Source organism: Phenylobacterium sp., assembly GCF_037189685.1.
GTDB lineage: Bacteria > Pseudomonadota > Alphaproteobacteria > Caulobacterales > Caulobacteraceae > Phenylobacterium.
Map to the genome: position 1 here is coordinate 1 of NZ_JBBCIT010000010.1, position 12,871 is coordinate 12,871.

The following is a 12,871-nucleotide window of genomic DNA, read 5'->3' on the forward strand; positions in this document are numbered from 1 at the left end:
CGCCAAGGCCCGATCCGGACAGCTCAAGAACTTCACCGGCATCGACTCCCCCTACGAACCCCCCGAACACCCCGAGATCCACATCGACACCACCACCCTTCCCCCAGAAGACGCCGCCCAGCGGATCTTCCAGTGGCTGGAAGGCGCGTTCGATCCTGGCATCTAGCGGCGCGAGGGGGGCATGTTGACCGACGCCGCTTCGGCGCAGGACGTGGGCTGACGCGCCCGTGGATCCCGATTTCTGGCTCTTCCTGGCCGTAGGGTTCGCCGCCCAGCTCGTCGATGGCGCGCTGGGCATGGCGTATGGCGTCATCTCGACCTCGGTGCTGCTGAGCTTCGGCGTCACTCCGGCCAACGCTTCGGCCAGCGTGCACGCGGCCAAGGTCTTCACCGGCGCGGCCTCGGGGCTGTCGCACATCCTCTACCGCAACGTGGACTGGAAGCTGCTGGCGCTGCTCTCCGGCGGCGGCGTCGTGGGCGGCGTCGGCGGAACCTATGTGCTGACCTCGGTTCCAGGGGAAGCTGTGAAACCCTACGTGGTCGCCTGGCTCTTCCTGATGGGCCTCATCATCCTCTATCGCGCCTGGCGCCAGGCGCGGCCCAAGGTGTTCTCCTGGAAGTCCCCGTTTCCGCTCGGTCTCGTCGGCGGCTTCTTCGACGCCATCGGCGGCGGCGGCTGGGGTCCCGTCGTGACCAGCTCGCTGATGGGCGCCGGCGCAGACCCGCGCAAGGCGATCGGCACGACCAACACGGCCGAGGTCTTCGTCGCAGCCGCCACGGCGGGCGCCTTCCTGGTGAGTTTGCTGACCGGCCATTGGGAAACCGAAGGCCTGGACGGCCTGTTGTGGTCGCTGGCCGGGCTGATCGTGGGCGGCGTCATCGCGGCCCCGCTCGCCGGATGGATGACGAAGGTGCTGCCCACCCGCGCGCTCACCTGGATCGTCGGCCTTCTGGTCGTCTCGCTGGCGGCCTGGCAGGCCTGGATGCTTTTCTGAGGCCTCGCCGAGGCGGCGCCGACAAGGCTCGGGATCAGACCGCCGCGCGCTTACGCAGGCCCATCTCGTCCATCGCGGCGGCCTCGCGGCGGCCAGCCTCCTTGCGCGCTTCCAGCCGGATGTTCTCGGCGATGTGCTCGTACTTCTTCTGGGCCTCGAACGCCTCGGCCAGCGCGTCCCGCGCGCCCTGTTCCTCCACGAGGATGACGTCGATCTCGGCCTGGACCCTCGCCTTGCGAATCTTAAGTCCCTCGAAGAAGCCGGCGCGATAGATGCCCGCGGCGGCGTCCTGGGCCGAGAAGGCCATCTCCGCCTCGCCCTCGGCGTCCAGCATGGCCAGGCGCAGTTCCCCCGCCACGCGCCGGTCGACGATCTCGGCGAGGCGCTTCTGCAGCACCTCGGCCTCATAGGTCGACAACTTGATCAGGGATTCGGCCCAGCTCACTCGGAGGCTCCGCTCAGGATGTCAGAGAGGCCCGAGAAGCTGGCTTCCAGGCTGGTGGCGTCGTTCGGGTTCTGCGAGAGGAACCGCTCGACCGCGGGATTGAGCGCGATGGCCCGGTCGATCAGCGGGTCGGCGCCGGCGCGATAGGCGCCGATGCGGATCAGCTCTTCCATGTTCGCGTAGGCCGACAGGCTCTCGCGCGCCTGGCGCACCACTTCGCGCTCCTCCATCGACTGGCAGCCGGGCATGGTCCGGCTGATCGACTTCAGCACGTTGATGGCGGGGAAGCGGCCGCGCTCGGCGATGCCGCGCTCCATGACGATGTGGCCGTCCAGGATGCCGCGCACGGCGTCGGCGATCGGCTCGTTGTGGTCGTCGCCGTCCACCAGCACGGTGAAGAGGCCCGTGATCGGGCCGGCCTTGGTGCCGTCGGGGCGGATCGGCCCGGGACCGGCGCGTTCCAGGAGCTTGGGCAGCTCGGTGAAGACGGTGGGCGTGTAGCCCTTGGTGGTCGGCGGCTCGCCCGCGGCCAGGCCGATCTCGCGCTGGGCCATGGCGAAGCGGGTGACGGAGTCCATCAGGCAGAGGACTTCCATGTCCTGGTCCCGCAGGAATTCGGCGAGCGCCAGGGTCATGTAAGCGGCCTGCCGGCGCTTCAGCGCCGGCTCGTCCGACGTGGCGACCACCACGATCGCGCGTCGCAGCCCCTCCTCGCCCAGGGTCTCCTCGATGAATTCGCGGACCTCGCGGCCCCGCTCGCCGATCAGGCCGACCACGACCGCGTCGCACTCGGCGTTCTTGGCCAGCATCGAGAGCAGCACCGACTTGCCCACCCCCGACCCGGCGAAGACGCCCAGGCGCTGACCGCGGCAGCAGGTCGTGAAGACGTTCATGGCCCGGACCCCCAGGTCCAGACGCTCGCCCACGCGGGCGCGGGCGTGAGCCGAGGGCGGCGAGGCGCGCAGCGGATAGGCGGCGATCCCCTGCGGCAGCGGCCCCTTTCCATCGATCGGCTCGCCGAAGGCGTCGACGATGCGGCCGAGCCAGGCCTTGCTGGGGCGCACCGCCGAGCCCAGGGGCTGGATGCGGATCTCGGCGCCGGGGGCCACGCCCTCGACCGGGCCGAAGGGCATCAGGAGGGCGCGGTTCTCTCGGAAGCCGACCACCTCGGCCGCGACCGGCTTCTCCGCGAAGCGGGTGATCTCGGCGCGAGCGCCGACGGCCAACCGCGACAGGCCGCCGCGCGCCTCGATCAGGAGGCCGTTCACGGCCGCGACGCGACCCGAAACTGTCAGTGGATCCAGCCGCTCGACCGCGGCCACGAGGCTCTGCAACGCCCACCCCTCAAGCTGTGGCGGGACTATTCGCCCGCCGTGCTTAAGGGGGTGTGAAGACCCGGCCTCAGTGCAAGTCGGGAACGGTGGGCGCCGGCGCGGCGGTTCGCCGCGTCCGGGCCCTGGCCGCGACCTTCTCACCCGCCGTCCGGGCCTGCTCCACGATGGCTTCGCCCTTGGCCTTCGCGTCGTCCAGCAGCGCCTGGCCCTTGTGGCGCGCATCGTCGAGAACAGGTTGCGCGGCCGCGCCGATCTTCTCGCGGTTGCGCCAGGCCAGGACCCCGGCCAGACCGACCACGGCGGCGCCGACCAGGAGGGCCGGATGACGCGCGGCGTAGCGCATGACGGGAGCGAGAGCCGCCCCCTGCTTCAACGGGTCGCGCCGCCACGGCATGCGATAGGATTCGAGGGTCTTGGGCAGGTCTACCATGGAGGTCTCCGAACAGGACTGTTCCGGACAAAACCCCTGTCCGCACAAGGCGTTCCCGCCCCACGCTTCGACACCCCTGTCCAATCACGAAAGATTCAACACGCCGACGACTCGTCGGGGGCGAGGCCCAGCTTGAGTCGGATTCTCAAATCAGATTAACGATTCTCGACGGGGAGCCAGCCTCATTAACCGGTCTTAAAGGACGGTAGGGCAGGTTAACGACGATCCATGGGGCGAGTTCACCAGAATTCGTGCGGAATGCGGCGACGCGGCAGGAGAGCCTAATGCGCGTATTGTTGATCGAGGACGACAGCGCGACGGCGCAAAGCATCGAGCTGATGCTGAAGTCGGAAGGATTCAACGTCTATACCACCGATCTTGGTGAGGAAGGTGTCGATCTCGGCAAGATCTACGACTACGATCTGATCCTCCTCGACCTGAACCTGCCTGACATGTCCGGCATGGACGTCCTCCGGACGCTTCGCGTGGGCAAGATCAATACTCCGATCATGATCCTCTCGGGCACGGCCGAGATCGAAACGAAGGTGAAGACCTTCTCCGGCGGCGCCGACGACTACATGACCAAGCCCTTCCACAAGGATGAGCTGGTCGCCCGCATCCACGCCGTGGTCCGCCGCTCCAAGGGCCATGCGCAATCGGTCATCAAGACCGGCGACATCGTGGTGAACCTCGACGCCAAGACCGTCGAAGTGAACGGCATCCGCGTCCACCTGACGGGCAAGGAATATCAGATGCTGGAGTTGCTCTCCCTCCGGAAGGGCACGACGCTCACCAAGGAGATGTTCCTGAACCACCTCTACGGCGGCATGGACGAACCCGAGCTGAAGATCATCGACGTCTTCATCTGCAAGCTTCGCAAGAAGCTGGCCGCCGCCGCCGACGGCAAGCACCATATCGAGACGGTCTGGGGACGTGGCTATGTGCTGCGCGACCCGCAGGAAGGCGCGATCACCGTCGCCGCCTGAGGCCGCCTGTCCGGCATCGCGAACGCCGGGCCCAGCGGCCGGGCGTTTTCGTTTTGGCGCGACGCGGTCTAGCCTTCCTCAAGGACTCAAACGGGGAGGGTCGGGGCGTGCGTCGCTATTTCGCGCTGCTCGTGGCGCTGATGCTGGGCTCGTGGATCGCGTTCAGCGACCAGCTTCTGCCGGAATCCGCGCCCGTCGGCGCACCGGCTGTGGAGTTCTCGGCCGAGCGCGCCTTCGCCGACGTCACGCTTCTGGCTCAGGAGCCGCATCCGATGGGCTCGCCGGCCAACGCCAGGGTGCGCGACCTGCTGGTCGGCCGGATGGCCGAACTGGGCCTGTCGCCCGAAGTCCGCCCCGGGGTAGGCGTCGTCCAGCCTCGGCGCGCGTCCGACCTGCTCATCGCCGGGCCGGTGGAGAACGTCGTGGGCGTCCTGCCCGGCCGGGACCGGAGCAAGCCGGCGGTGGCGATCATGTCGCACTACGACAGCGTGGCCGGATCTCCCGGCGCCGCCGACGACATCATGGGCGTGGCCGCCTCGCTGGAGGCCGTCCGGGCCATCAAGGCCCGCGGGGCGCCCGCGCGCGACGTGATCCTGATCGTCACCGACGGCGAGGAAGCGGGCCTCCTGGGCGCCAACCATTTCTTCCGCCGCGACCCGTTGGCGAAGCGGATCGGCCTGGTGGTCAACCTCGAGGCTCGGGGCTCGACGGGGCGGGCCAACATGTTCCAGACCAGCCCGCAGAACGGCGAGCTGATCGACCTCTTCCGGAAGACGGCGGTGAAGCCCGCCTCGTCCTCGCTGTCGGTCATGCTCTACGAGCGGATGCCGAACGACACCGACCTGACCGAGACGCTGGAAGCCGGCATACCCGGCCTGAACTATGCGATCATCGGCCGGCTGTTCGACTATCACAGCGCCACCTCCACCCCGCGGAACCTGGAGCGCGGCTCGCTGCAGGACATGGGGGCCCAGGCGCTGGCCGTCGTCGCCGAGGCGGCCTTCGCGCCGGAACTGCCGGGCAAGGCGCCCTCGCCCATCTACGCCAACCTGTTCGGCGACACCGTCATCGCCTACCCGGTCTGGTTCGGTTGGGTGATCCTGCTGGCGATCGCCGTGATGCTGGCCTTCTCGGTGCGGTGGGCGCGGCACTCAGGCGAGTTCCCGGCCGCCGACATCCTTCGCGGCGCGGGGGCCCTGGCTTTCGGCGCCATCGGCACGGTGGCTGTCCTCCAGTTCGCCCGCCGGCTGACGGGAGCCGGCTTCGGCTTCATCGACCAGCGGTTCCTCCTGGCCCAGGCGACGCCTTGGGAATGGGCGATCATGCTCATGTCGCTGGGCTTCCTGATGCTTTCGGCCGGCGACCTCGCCCGCGGCCGGCGCTGGATGGCGGCGATCCCGGCGGTCCTGGGCCTGGCCTGCTCGATGTTCGGCGAGTTCGACGTCATCGGCGCCGTGGCGGGCGTCGTCGCCGGCGTCATCGGCGTTTTCGTCTATTCCGGGCGCGCGGGACGCAAGGGCGCGTGGGCGGGGGTGCTGGGCCTGGGATTCGTCATCGCGGTGGTTCTCCAGGCGCTTGCACCGGCGGCCTCCTACGTCGTGGTCTGGCCGCTGCTGGTGGGGGCGGTGGGCGCGATGGCGACCGCCCTGAGCGCCAAGCGCGGCCTGATCCCCACGATCATCCTCGTCGTGCTCGCGGCCGGCGCCCTGGGGTGGCAGGGCGGCCTTTCGCACTTCGCGTTCGAGGCGATGGACCTGATGCCTCTGTTCGCCATCCAGATGCTGACCGCAGGTCTGGTGGTCTGGCCCCTGGCCCAGCCTGACGCCGGCGCACAGAAGGGGCTGGTGATCGGCGGCCTGCTGCTGTTCGGCGGCCTGGCGCTGACGCTGTTCATCCGCGCCGAGTCGCCCTGGTCGCCACGGTATCCCCAGGCGAGCTACGTCGCCTACCAGCTGGACCAGGATACCGGCCGGGCCTGGCGCTACAGCCCGGAGTTCGACCGGACCGACTGGACCCGCAAGGTCCTGTGGGCCGAGGGGAGCGAGCCGCAGCTCACCCGGCACTGGGCGTGGCGGCGGCCGATGCTGGCAGCGCCCACCGCTCCGACGGCGGAACCTTCCCCCGAGATCAGCGCGACCCAGGCGCCCGACGGGCGGCTGGAGCTCCGCGCGGTCACGCCGCCCGGTGCGCGCACCCTGGCCCTTCAGCTCCGCGCCACCACGGCCGCCCAGGTCACCAGCGTGGAAGGCGTCGCGGCCGGGCTGGCCCTGCCCGCCGGCCAGTGGGTGAGGGTGATGTGGCAGGCGCCCGGCGACGGCCTGGACCTCGTGATCCGGCCCGGCGGTCCCGGGCGGCTCGACGTCCGCTATACCGCGGGCTTCGACCGCTGGCCGGCAGGGGTCGCCCCCCTCCCCTCGCGGCCGGCCGACGTGATGGCCTGGGATACTTCGGATTCAACCTTCGTCTCCGGCTCACGGGCTTTCACCTGGTAGCCGGCTTCGTGAGGTGACGGGCTTCGGCCACCGCGCTATCGGGAACGGCATGAGCAACGTCGTCATCTATCACAACCCCTCGTGCGGCACCTCGCGCAACACGCTCGCCCTGCTGCGCGAGAAGGGGATCGAACCCCAGGTGGTGGAGTACCTGAAGGCGGGGTGGACCAAGGGCCAGATCGAAGACCTCGTGACGCGAATGGGCGGAAGCGTGCGGGACATCCTGCGCGTGCGGGGCACGAAGGCCGACGAGCTGGGGCTCACCGACCCTTCCGTCTCGGACGATGCGATCATCGCCGCCATGATCATCGACCCGATCCTGGTGAATCGGCCTATCGTCGCAACCTCGAAGGGTGCGGCGCTGTGCCGTCCCGCCGAACTGGTGCTCGGTTTGATCTGACCGCCTGAGACAGGAAGCCCGACACGACAGCCTGGGACAAACAGCCCGACACAAACAGCCTGGGACGAACAGCCCGGGACCGAAGCCGGACGTAAGGCCGCGTAATTGCCGTGATTTCAAGCGAGTTGCGCCTACCGAAGGCGCGCCGGGGAATCCCGGGGGCGCAACGGCGGCTCCATTCACCCGGAGTTGAGTGTCTGTCGCTAAGCAGGGGTGGCGATGCAGGAGTTCGACCCGCGTAAATTCTCGACCCGCCACGCGCCGCGCGTCGCCATAGGCCTGGCCGTGGCCACGGTGGCCGGCCTGGTGGGATGGCAGACGGCGTTGCGGCTGGGCGGCGGCCCGGGCCCCGCCCTGGCTCCGGCCCAGGCCACCGCCCTCCAGCACGCGGCCTTCACCCGCGCCGAAGCGCAGCCCGGCTATGGCCGCGCGGAGAACGTCTCGGTCTCGGTGCGCCCCGGCGAGACCCTCGAGCGCGCCGTCCAGCGCGCGGGCGTGAGCGCCGAAGACGCCCAGCTCATGGTTGGAACCCTGAGCCGGGCTATGGACACCGTGCGGATCAAGGCGGGACTCACGTTCGACGCGGCGGTGGCGCAGCCCAGGGCCGGCGACGGCGAGGCCAGGCTGGTCGGCTTGTCCATGCGCACCGGGCCGGCGACGGCGGTGACCGTCTCGCGGACGTTCGACGGCGCCCTCCGCCTCAGAGCCTTGGAGGAGAAGGTCACCGAGCAGACCACCGTCGCCCACGGCGAAATCCAGGGTTCGCTCTACCAGAGCGCCCAGCGCCTGGGGGCGACGCCCGCGATCACCGCGCAGGTGGCCAAGCTGTTCGCCCACAAGCTGGACTTCCAGCGCGACATCCAGCCGGGCGACGACTTCCGCCTGGTGTTCGACCGCAAGGTGACCGAGAGCGGCCGCACCATCGAGACGGGTGACCTGACCTACGCCGAACTGCACGGCGTGAAGTTCTTCCGCTTCGAGCGTGATGACGGCCAGGTCGACTACTTCGACGAGCACGGCAAGAACGTCCGCGGCTTCCTCCTGCGCACGCCGATCGATGGCGCGCGCCTCACCTCGGGCTTCGGGCAGCGCCGGCACCCGATCCTGGGCTACGCGCGGGCGCACCAGGGGGTCGACTTCGGCGCCGGCCACGGAACCCCGATCCTGGCCGCCGGCGATGGGGTGGTGGTGAAGGCCCAGCGCTGGGGCGGCTACGGCAACTGGCTACAGATCCGGCATTCGGGCGGCTGGGACACTGGCTACGCTCACCTCTCGCGATACGCCAAGGGCGTGCGGCCCGGCGTCAAGGTGCGCCAGGGCCAGGTCGTGGCCTATGTGGGGTCCACCGGCATGTCCACAGGTCCCCACCTCCACTACGAGGTCTGGCAGGGCGGGCGGCGGGTGAATCCCGTGGGCGCCAAGGTGCCGCAGGGCACGGTGCTCGCCGGCCGTGAGCTGGCGCGCTTCAAGGCCGAAAAAACGCGTGTCGAGCGCCTCCTGGCGGAAGGGCCCATTCCGGCGCGGACGGTGGCCAACCTGGAAAGCGCTTCCGGTCGCTGAGGGCGTCGGCCTTGCGCCGATGAGGCCAGGGCGAATAACAGGTGTTCTGAGCTGACCGCTGGAGCGCCGATGGGCCTGACGACGAACGCCATCCGCCTGGTCCGCGAGCAGGTCGCTGGCTGGACCGCGGACGCCGATCAGGAGACCCTGAACGGTCACCTCCGGCTGCTGGCTCTCTGGCGCTCGAAGATGCTGGCGAACACCTACGTCCAGCGTGAAGGCCCGCGGATCTGGGGCGGCCCCTTTGCAGGCATGGACTACGTGCGCAACGCGACCGAGGGCGCGCTGATTCCCCGGCTGCTCGGCACCTACGAATCCGAGTTGCATCCCCACCTTGAGGCCTTCGCGGCCGAAGGCCTGGAGTGCGTGATCGATGTGGGCTGCGCGGAGGGCTACTACGCCGTGGGCCTGGCGCGGATGATGCCGCAGGTGGAGGTCCACGCCTTCGACATCGATCCCAAGGCGCGCACCGCCTGCGCCGAGCTGGCGCAGCGCAACGGCGTGGCGGATCGCGTGCGGATCGGCGGGGAGTTCAGCCCAGACGGCTTCGAGGCCTTCGCAGGACGGCGCGTGCTGGTGATGGTGGACGCCGAGGGCGCCGAGGTCGACATCCTCCAGCCCGACCTCAGCCCCGCGCTGAGGGGCATGAGCATCATCGTCGAGACTCATGACCTCTATCGCCGCAACGCCCTGGCGACGATGATGGCGCGGTTCTCACCCAGCCACGACATCGTCCGGGAGGATCTTCAAGCCAAGACGGTCACCGGCCCTCCCTGGCTCATGGACATGCCCCAGTTGGACCAGCTCCTCGCGGTCTGGGAATGGCGCCAGCGGCAGACGCCGTGGCTGGTGATGCGCCCCAAGACGACCTGACTCCATCGCCCGTTCTGCAACCTCCCACGCGCGGAGAACGTCGGAATGTTTCCACGCTGCTATTGCGAATGACTCTCAATAGCAATTATAGCCCTGCAGTATCGCAGGGGGTTGTCATGAATCGTAGATATCTGATGTTCGGGGCGGCAGTCGCCGCCGGCTGCTGGATGGCGCCTGGGGCGAGCATGGCGCAGCCTTCGATCCGCGACCGCGTCGCCGCCCCGACGGTGGCGGACCGCGGGACGCCGCTCTACACGTTCTCGTCGTTCCTGATCTCTTCGACCGATGGCCTGCGCCGCTACTGGGTCCAGGTCGGCATTCCGAGGCGGGCGCCGCCGGCAGCCGGATATCCGGTCATCTACATGCTCGACGGGAACGCGGCGATGGCCGACCTCACCGAGCAGGCCCTCATCGAGATCGACCGACTGTCGCCGCCGGTCCTGGTGGCGATCGGATATGACACGCGTGCGCGGAACGACGTGCTGGCGCGCGCCTATGACTACACGCCGCCCGTGATCCGCGACGGCCTGCCGATCACACCCGTGGTCCGGGGTCGTTTAGGCGGGGGAGCGGACATCTTCGCCGGTTTCATCGAACGGGAGATCAAGCCGCGGGTGGCGCAGGCCGCCCGGATCGACACCAGCCGCCAGACCCTCTGGGGCCATTCGTACGGCGGCCTCTTCACGCTCCACACCTTCGCGAACCACACCGGCCTCTATCAACGCTACGCCGCGGGCGACCCCTCACTGTGGTTCCATGACGGGGTGCTGGCTGACAGGCTCGCGGCCTTCCCTCCCGAACGCGGCGCCGGGCGGGTCGTGCGGATCATGTCTGGCGTGGGCCGGACAGCCCGCGCCCCGGCGGCCACGCCCGCTCCGGCGGCGGCGGCCCCGCCCCCGGCGCCCGCCGCGCCCCCCGCTCCAGCGGCCAACCGGCTGGCGGACACCACGACCGGCCGCACGGCGCCGCCGGGCCTCCTGCGCGCGATCACGGACCGGCTGGCGAAGGGCGGCGTGGACATCACGTACCAGGAGTTCCCCGGCCTCAACCACGGCCAGATGCTTGCCGCCTCGCTGACGCCGGCCCTGCGGCTCGCCGCCAGCGGCTGACCCGGCCGGGCCGCCGCCGCCGCCGCGGCCCGACCGACCCCGTCACTCCTTCCCAACCGCCGCAGCGGCCGAGCCGCCGCGCCATGATGGATCGCGCCCGATGCCCAACCCAGCCCTGCCCCATCGCCTGTTCGCCAGCGCCGCCCTCTGCGCCGCCCTCGCCGCCACAGCCGCGGAGGCCGGCGAGGCCGCGGCGGCGTCCGGCGCGACGGTGTCGGAGATCGTCGTCACCGGCAGCAAGATCCTGGCGGCCGGCGCCAAGACGGCCACGCCGCTCCAGGAAGTCCCGAACAGCATAACCGTGACGACCCGCGAGCAGATGGATCTCCGCGACATCGCCACGCTGGAGGACCTGATGCTGCTGACGCCGGGGATCACCGTCACCGGCTCCAACCCCGAGAACCCGTCGCTCATCTCGCGCGGGTTCAACATCTCGAACTACCTGATCGACGGAGTGGCGGGGATCAGCTTCCCAGGCACGACGCCCGACCTGGCCATCTATGAGCGGGTGGAGATCCTCCGCGGCCCGGCCGGCCTGTTCAGCGGCGCCGGCAGCCCCGCCGGCAGCATCAACCTCGTGCGCAAACGGCCTTCGCGGACCGCCAGCGCCTCGCTCGGGCTCAGCATCGGTTCGTGGCAGAACTATCGTGGCGACCTGGACGTCTCGCTCCCCCTCAGCCCGGGCGGCGCGATCCGCGCCCGCGTCTCCGGCGCGGCCCAGGAGCAGAACTACTTCTTCGATGTGGCCCAGAGCCAGCGCGGGATCGCCTATGGCGTGGTCGAGGCCGACGTCACGCCGACGACGACGCTGGCGGTCGGGGGGCACTACCAGACGCTGTCCACCCCCGTGCAGACCGGCCTGCCCGGCTACGTGGACGGCGGGCTCATCCCGCTGCCCCGCTCGACCTACATCGGCGCGCCCTGGAACGTCATCCGCGAGGAGAGCCACGTGATCTTCGCCGACGTCACGCAGGCTCTTCCCGGCGGATGGGAGTTGCGCGGGACGGTGCAACAGGCCCGCCAGGACGCCTTCCGTCCCTTCGCCTACCTCGGCAATCCGTCGGTCACGCCGACCAGCGGGCTCAACACCCTGGGCGCACAGCAGAGCGACGGCGAGACCGAGCAGACATCCGCCGACCTCAACCTCACGGGATCGGTCCGCCTCTTCGGTCGTGAACACAACCTGCTGGTGGGCGCCGACTACCAGAAGCAGACGTCCGAGAGCCTCCTGGGACGGGTGGGCAGCTTCTTCGTGGTGGACGTCTACAATCCCACGCCCGCCATCCCGCGCCCGAACCTGCCCTACACCAGCCGGAGCGAGGGCCTGACGGAACAGTACGGCGCCTACGGCCAGGCGCGGCTACGCCCCGCCGACCGGCTCACCGTGGTGCTGGGCGGCCGGCTCAGCCACTGGAAGACCCGCTCCACCTCGTCCAGTCGGACCAACGCCCAGTCGCCCTGGCGAGTGAGCCCGACGACCGGCTACGAGGTGGACGGGCAGTTCACGCCGTACGCCGGCGTGGTCTATACGATCGATCCCGTCTGGACGGCCTACCTCAGCTATGCCGACACCTTCACCCCGCAGTCGCAGCGCACGGACGAGGGCGACCCGATCGACCCGATCACCGGGGGCCAGATCGAGGCCGGCCTGAAGGGGGCGATCTTCGACGGCCGGATGCTGCTGTCCCTGGCCGCCTACCGGATCACCCAGGCCAACCGCGCCCAGCCCGACCCGGACTATCCCGATGGCTCGGGGTTCTACGTCGCCAGTGGGGAGGTGCGCAGCACGGGTGCGGAGATCGAGGTGGCGGGCCGGATCACCCCCGACTGGATGGTCGCCGGCGGCTACGCCTACAACACCAACAAGTACACCAAGGACGTGACGAACGCGGGCCGGCCGTTCACGGCCATCAGCCCCAAGCACAGCCTGAAACTCTGGACGAACTACAGGTTCGTGGACGGAGCGATGCGCGGCTGGGACGTCGGCGGATCGTTCAGCATCTTCACGAAGTCGGTCGGCGACAATGTTGTCCAGCCGGGCTACGCGATCGCGGGCGTCCAGGCGGGACGTGAACTCCGTCCCGGCCTGCGGCTCCAGGCGTCGATCAACAACCTGTTCGACAAGGTGTATTACACGCGCATCCGCTACACGCGGAACGGCAACTACTATGGCGAACCCCGCAGCTACCGGGTGACGCTCCGGGCGCGCTACTGAACGCGGGCGACGGACGACAGGCGACGGGCGAC

Annotated in this window: 12 protein-coding genes; 9 read left to right on the plus strand and 3 right to left on the minus strand. The window is 69.6% G+C overall.

Annotated elements, in window-relative coordinates; translation table 11 throughout:
- Together WG212_RS06215 and WG212_RS06220 are read left to right on the plus strand one after the other, a co-directional pair.
- On the plus strand, nt 1-166 hold a 166-nt coding region (locus WG212_RS06215), incomplete at its 5' end, for an adenylyl-sulfate kinase (RefSeq protein ID WP_337186446.1).
- A gap of 61 nt (nt 167-227) precedes the next feature.
- Complete coding sequence (locus tag WG212_RS06220; protein ID WP_337186211.1) at nt 228-995, plus strand: sulfite exporter TauE/SafE family protein; 768 nt, start codon at nt 228-230, stop codon at nt 993-995.
- 34 nt (nt 996-1,029) lie between these two features.
- On the opposite strand, the gene WG212_RS06225 is transcribed toward WG212_RS06220, so the two are convergent.
- From WG212_RS06225 to WG212_RS06235, 3 genes are all read right to left on the minus strand, one after another.
- Nucleotides 1,030-1,440 (minus strand): flagellar export protein FliJ, encoded by a 411-nt coding sequence (locus WG212_RS06225; protein WP_337186212.1) that lies wholly within the window; start codon nt 1,438-1,440, stop codon nt 1,030-1,032.
- Nucleotides 1,437-2,774, minus strand: coding sequence for a flagellar protein export ATPase FliI (fliI, locus tag WG212_RS06230; protein WP_337186213.1), 1,338 nt, complete (start codon nt 2,772-2,774; stop codon nt 1,437-1,439). The genes WG212_RS06225 and fliI overlap by 4 nt, the downstream gene beginning before the upstream one ends.
- 67 nt (nt 2,775-2,841) lie before the next feature.
- Nucleotides 2,842-3,204 (minus strand): hypothetical protein, encoded by a 363-nt coding sequence (locus WG212_RS06235; protein ID WP_337186214.1) that lies wholly within the window; start codon nt 3,202-3,204, stop codon nt 2,842-2,844.
- Nucleotides 3,205-3,488: 284 nt separating this feature from the next.
- Between WG212_RS06235 and ctrA the strand changes: the two genes are divergently transcribed.
- The 7 genes from ctrA (at nt 3,489) to WG212_RS06270 (ending at nt 12,839) form a co-directional block, all read left to right on the plus strand.
- Entirely contained in the window at nt 3,489-4,190 is a 702-nt protein-coding gene (gene ctrA / locus WG212_RS06240) for a cell cycle two-component system response regulator CtrA (protein ID WP_293377969.1), read from the plus strand.
- 107 nt (nt 4,191-4,297) lie between these two features.
- Entirely contained in the window at nt 4,298-6,682 is a 2,385-nt protein-coding gene (locus tag WG212_RS06245; protein WP_337186215.1) for a M20/M25/M40 family metallo-hydrolase, read from the plus strand.
- Between the two features lie 49 nt (nt 6,683-6,731).
- Nucleotides 6,732-7,082, plus strand: a complete 351-nt coding sequence (gene arsC, locus WG212_RS06250) for an arsenate reductase (glutaredoxin) (protein ID WP_337186216.1) — start codon at nt 6,732-6,734, stop codon at nt 7,080-7,082.
- Nucleotides 7,083-7,301: 219 nt separating this feature from the next.
- The gene (locus WG212_RS06255; RefSeq protein WP_337186217.1) at nt 7,302-8,642 is read left to right on the plus strand and encodes a M23 family metallopeptidase; all 1,341 of its coding nucleotides are present in this window, start codon (nt 7,302-7,304) and stop codon (nt 8,640-8,642) included.
- A 69-nt stretch (nt 8,643-8,711) separates the two neighbouring features.
- Nucleotides 8,712-9,515, plus strand: a complete 804-nt coding sequence (locus WG212_RS06260) for a methyltransferase domain-containing protein (protein ID WP_337186218.1) — start codon at nt 8,712-8,714, stop codon at nt 9,513-9,515.
- 116 nt (nt 9,516-9,631) lie between these two features.
- A complete protein-coding gene (locus WG212_RS06265) occupies nt 9,632-10,624 on the plus strand; it encodes an alpha/beta hydrolase-fold protein (RefSeq protein ID WP_337186219.1) in 993 nt (330 codons plus the stop codon).
- 100 nt (nt 10,625-10,724) lie between these two features.
- Nucleotides 10,725-12,839 carry a TonB-dependent siderophore receptor gene (locus WG212_RS06270; RefSeq protein ID WP_337186220.1) on the plus strand — a complete coding sequence of 705 codons (2,115 nt, stop codon included), beginning with the start codon at nt 10,725-10,727 and terminating at the stop codon, nt 12,837-12,839.
- The last annotated feature ends 32 nt before the right edge of the window (nt 12,840-12,871 follow it).

What these genes read in the sequence shown, in the direction of transcription:
- WG212_RS06235 (WP_337186214.1), bottom strand. Translation starts at nt 3,204, where the DNA reads ATGGTAGACCTGCCCAAGACCCTCGAATCCTATCGCATGCCGTGGCGG.
- ctrA (WP_293377969.1), top strand. Translation starts at nt 3,489, where the DNA reads ATGCGCGTATTGTTGATCGAGGACGACAGCGCGACGGCGCAAAGCATC.
- arsC (WP_337186216.1), top strand. Translation starts at nt 6,732, where the DNA reads ATGAGCAACGTCGTCATCTATCACAACCCCTCGTGCGGCACCTCGCGC.
- WG212_RS06255 (WP_337186217.1), top strand. Translation starts at nt 7,302, where the DNA reads ATGCAGGAGTTCGACCCGCGTAAATTCTCGACCCGCCACGCGCCGCGC.
- WG212_RS06260 (WP_337186218.1), top strand. Translation starts at nt 8,712, where the DNA reads ATGGGCCTGACGACGAACGCCATCCGCCTGGTCCGCGAGCAGGTCGCT.
- WG212_RS06265 (WP_337186219.1), top strand. Translation starts at nt 9,632, where the DNA reads ATGAATCGTAGATATCTGATGTTCGGGGCGGCAGTCGCCGCCGGCTGC.
- WG212_RS06270 (WP_337186220.1), top strand. Translation starts at nt 10,725, where the DNA reads ATGCCCAACCCAGCCCTGCCCCATCGCCTGTTCGCCAGCGCCGCCCTC.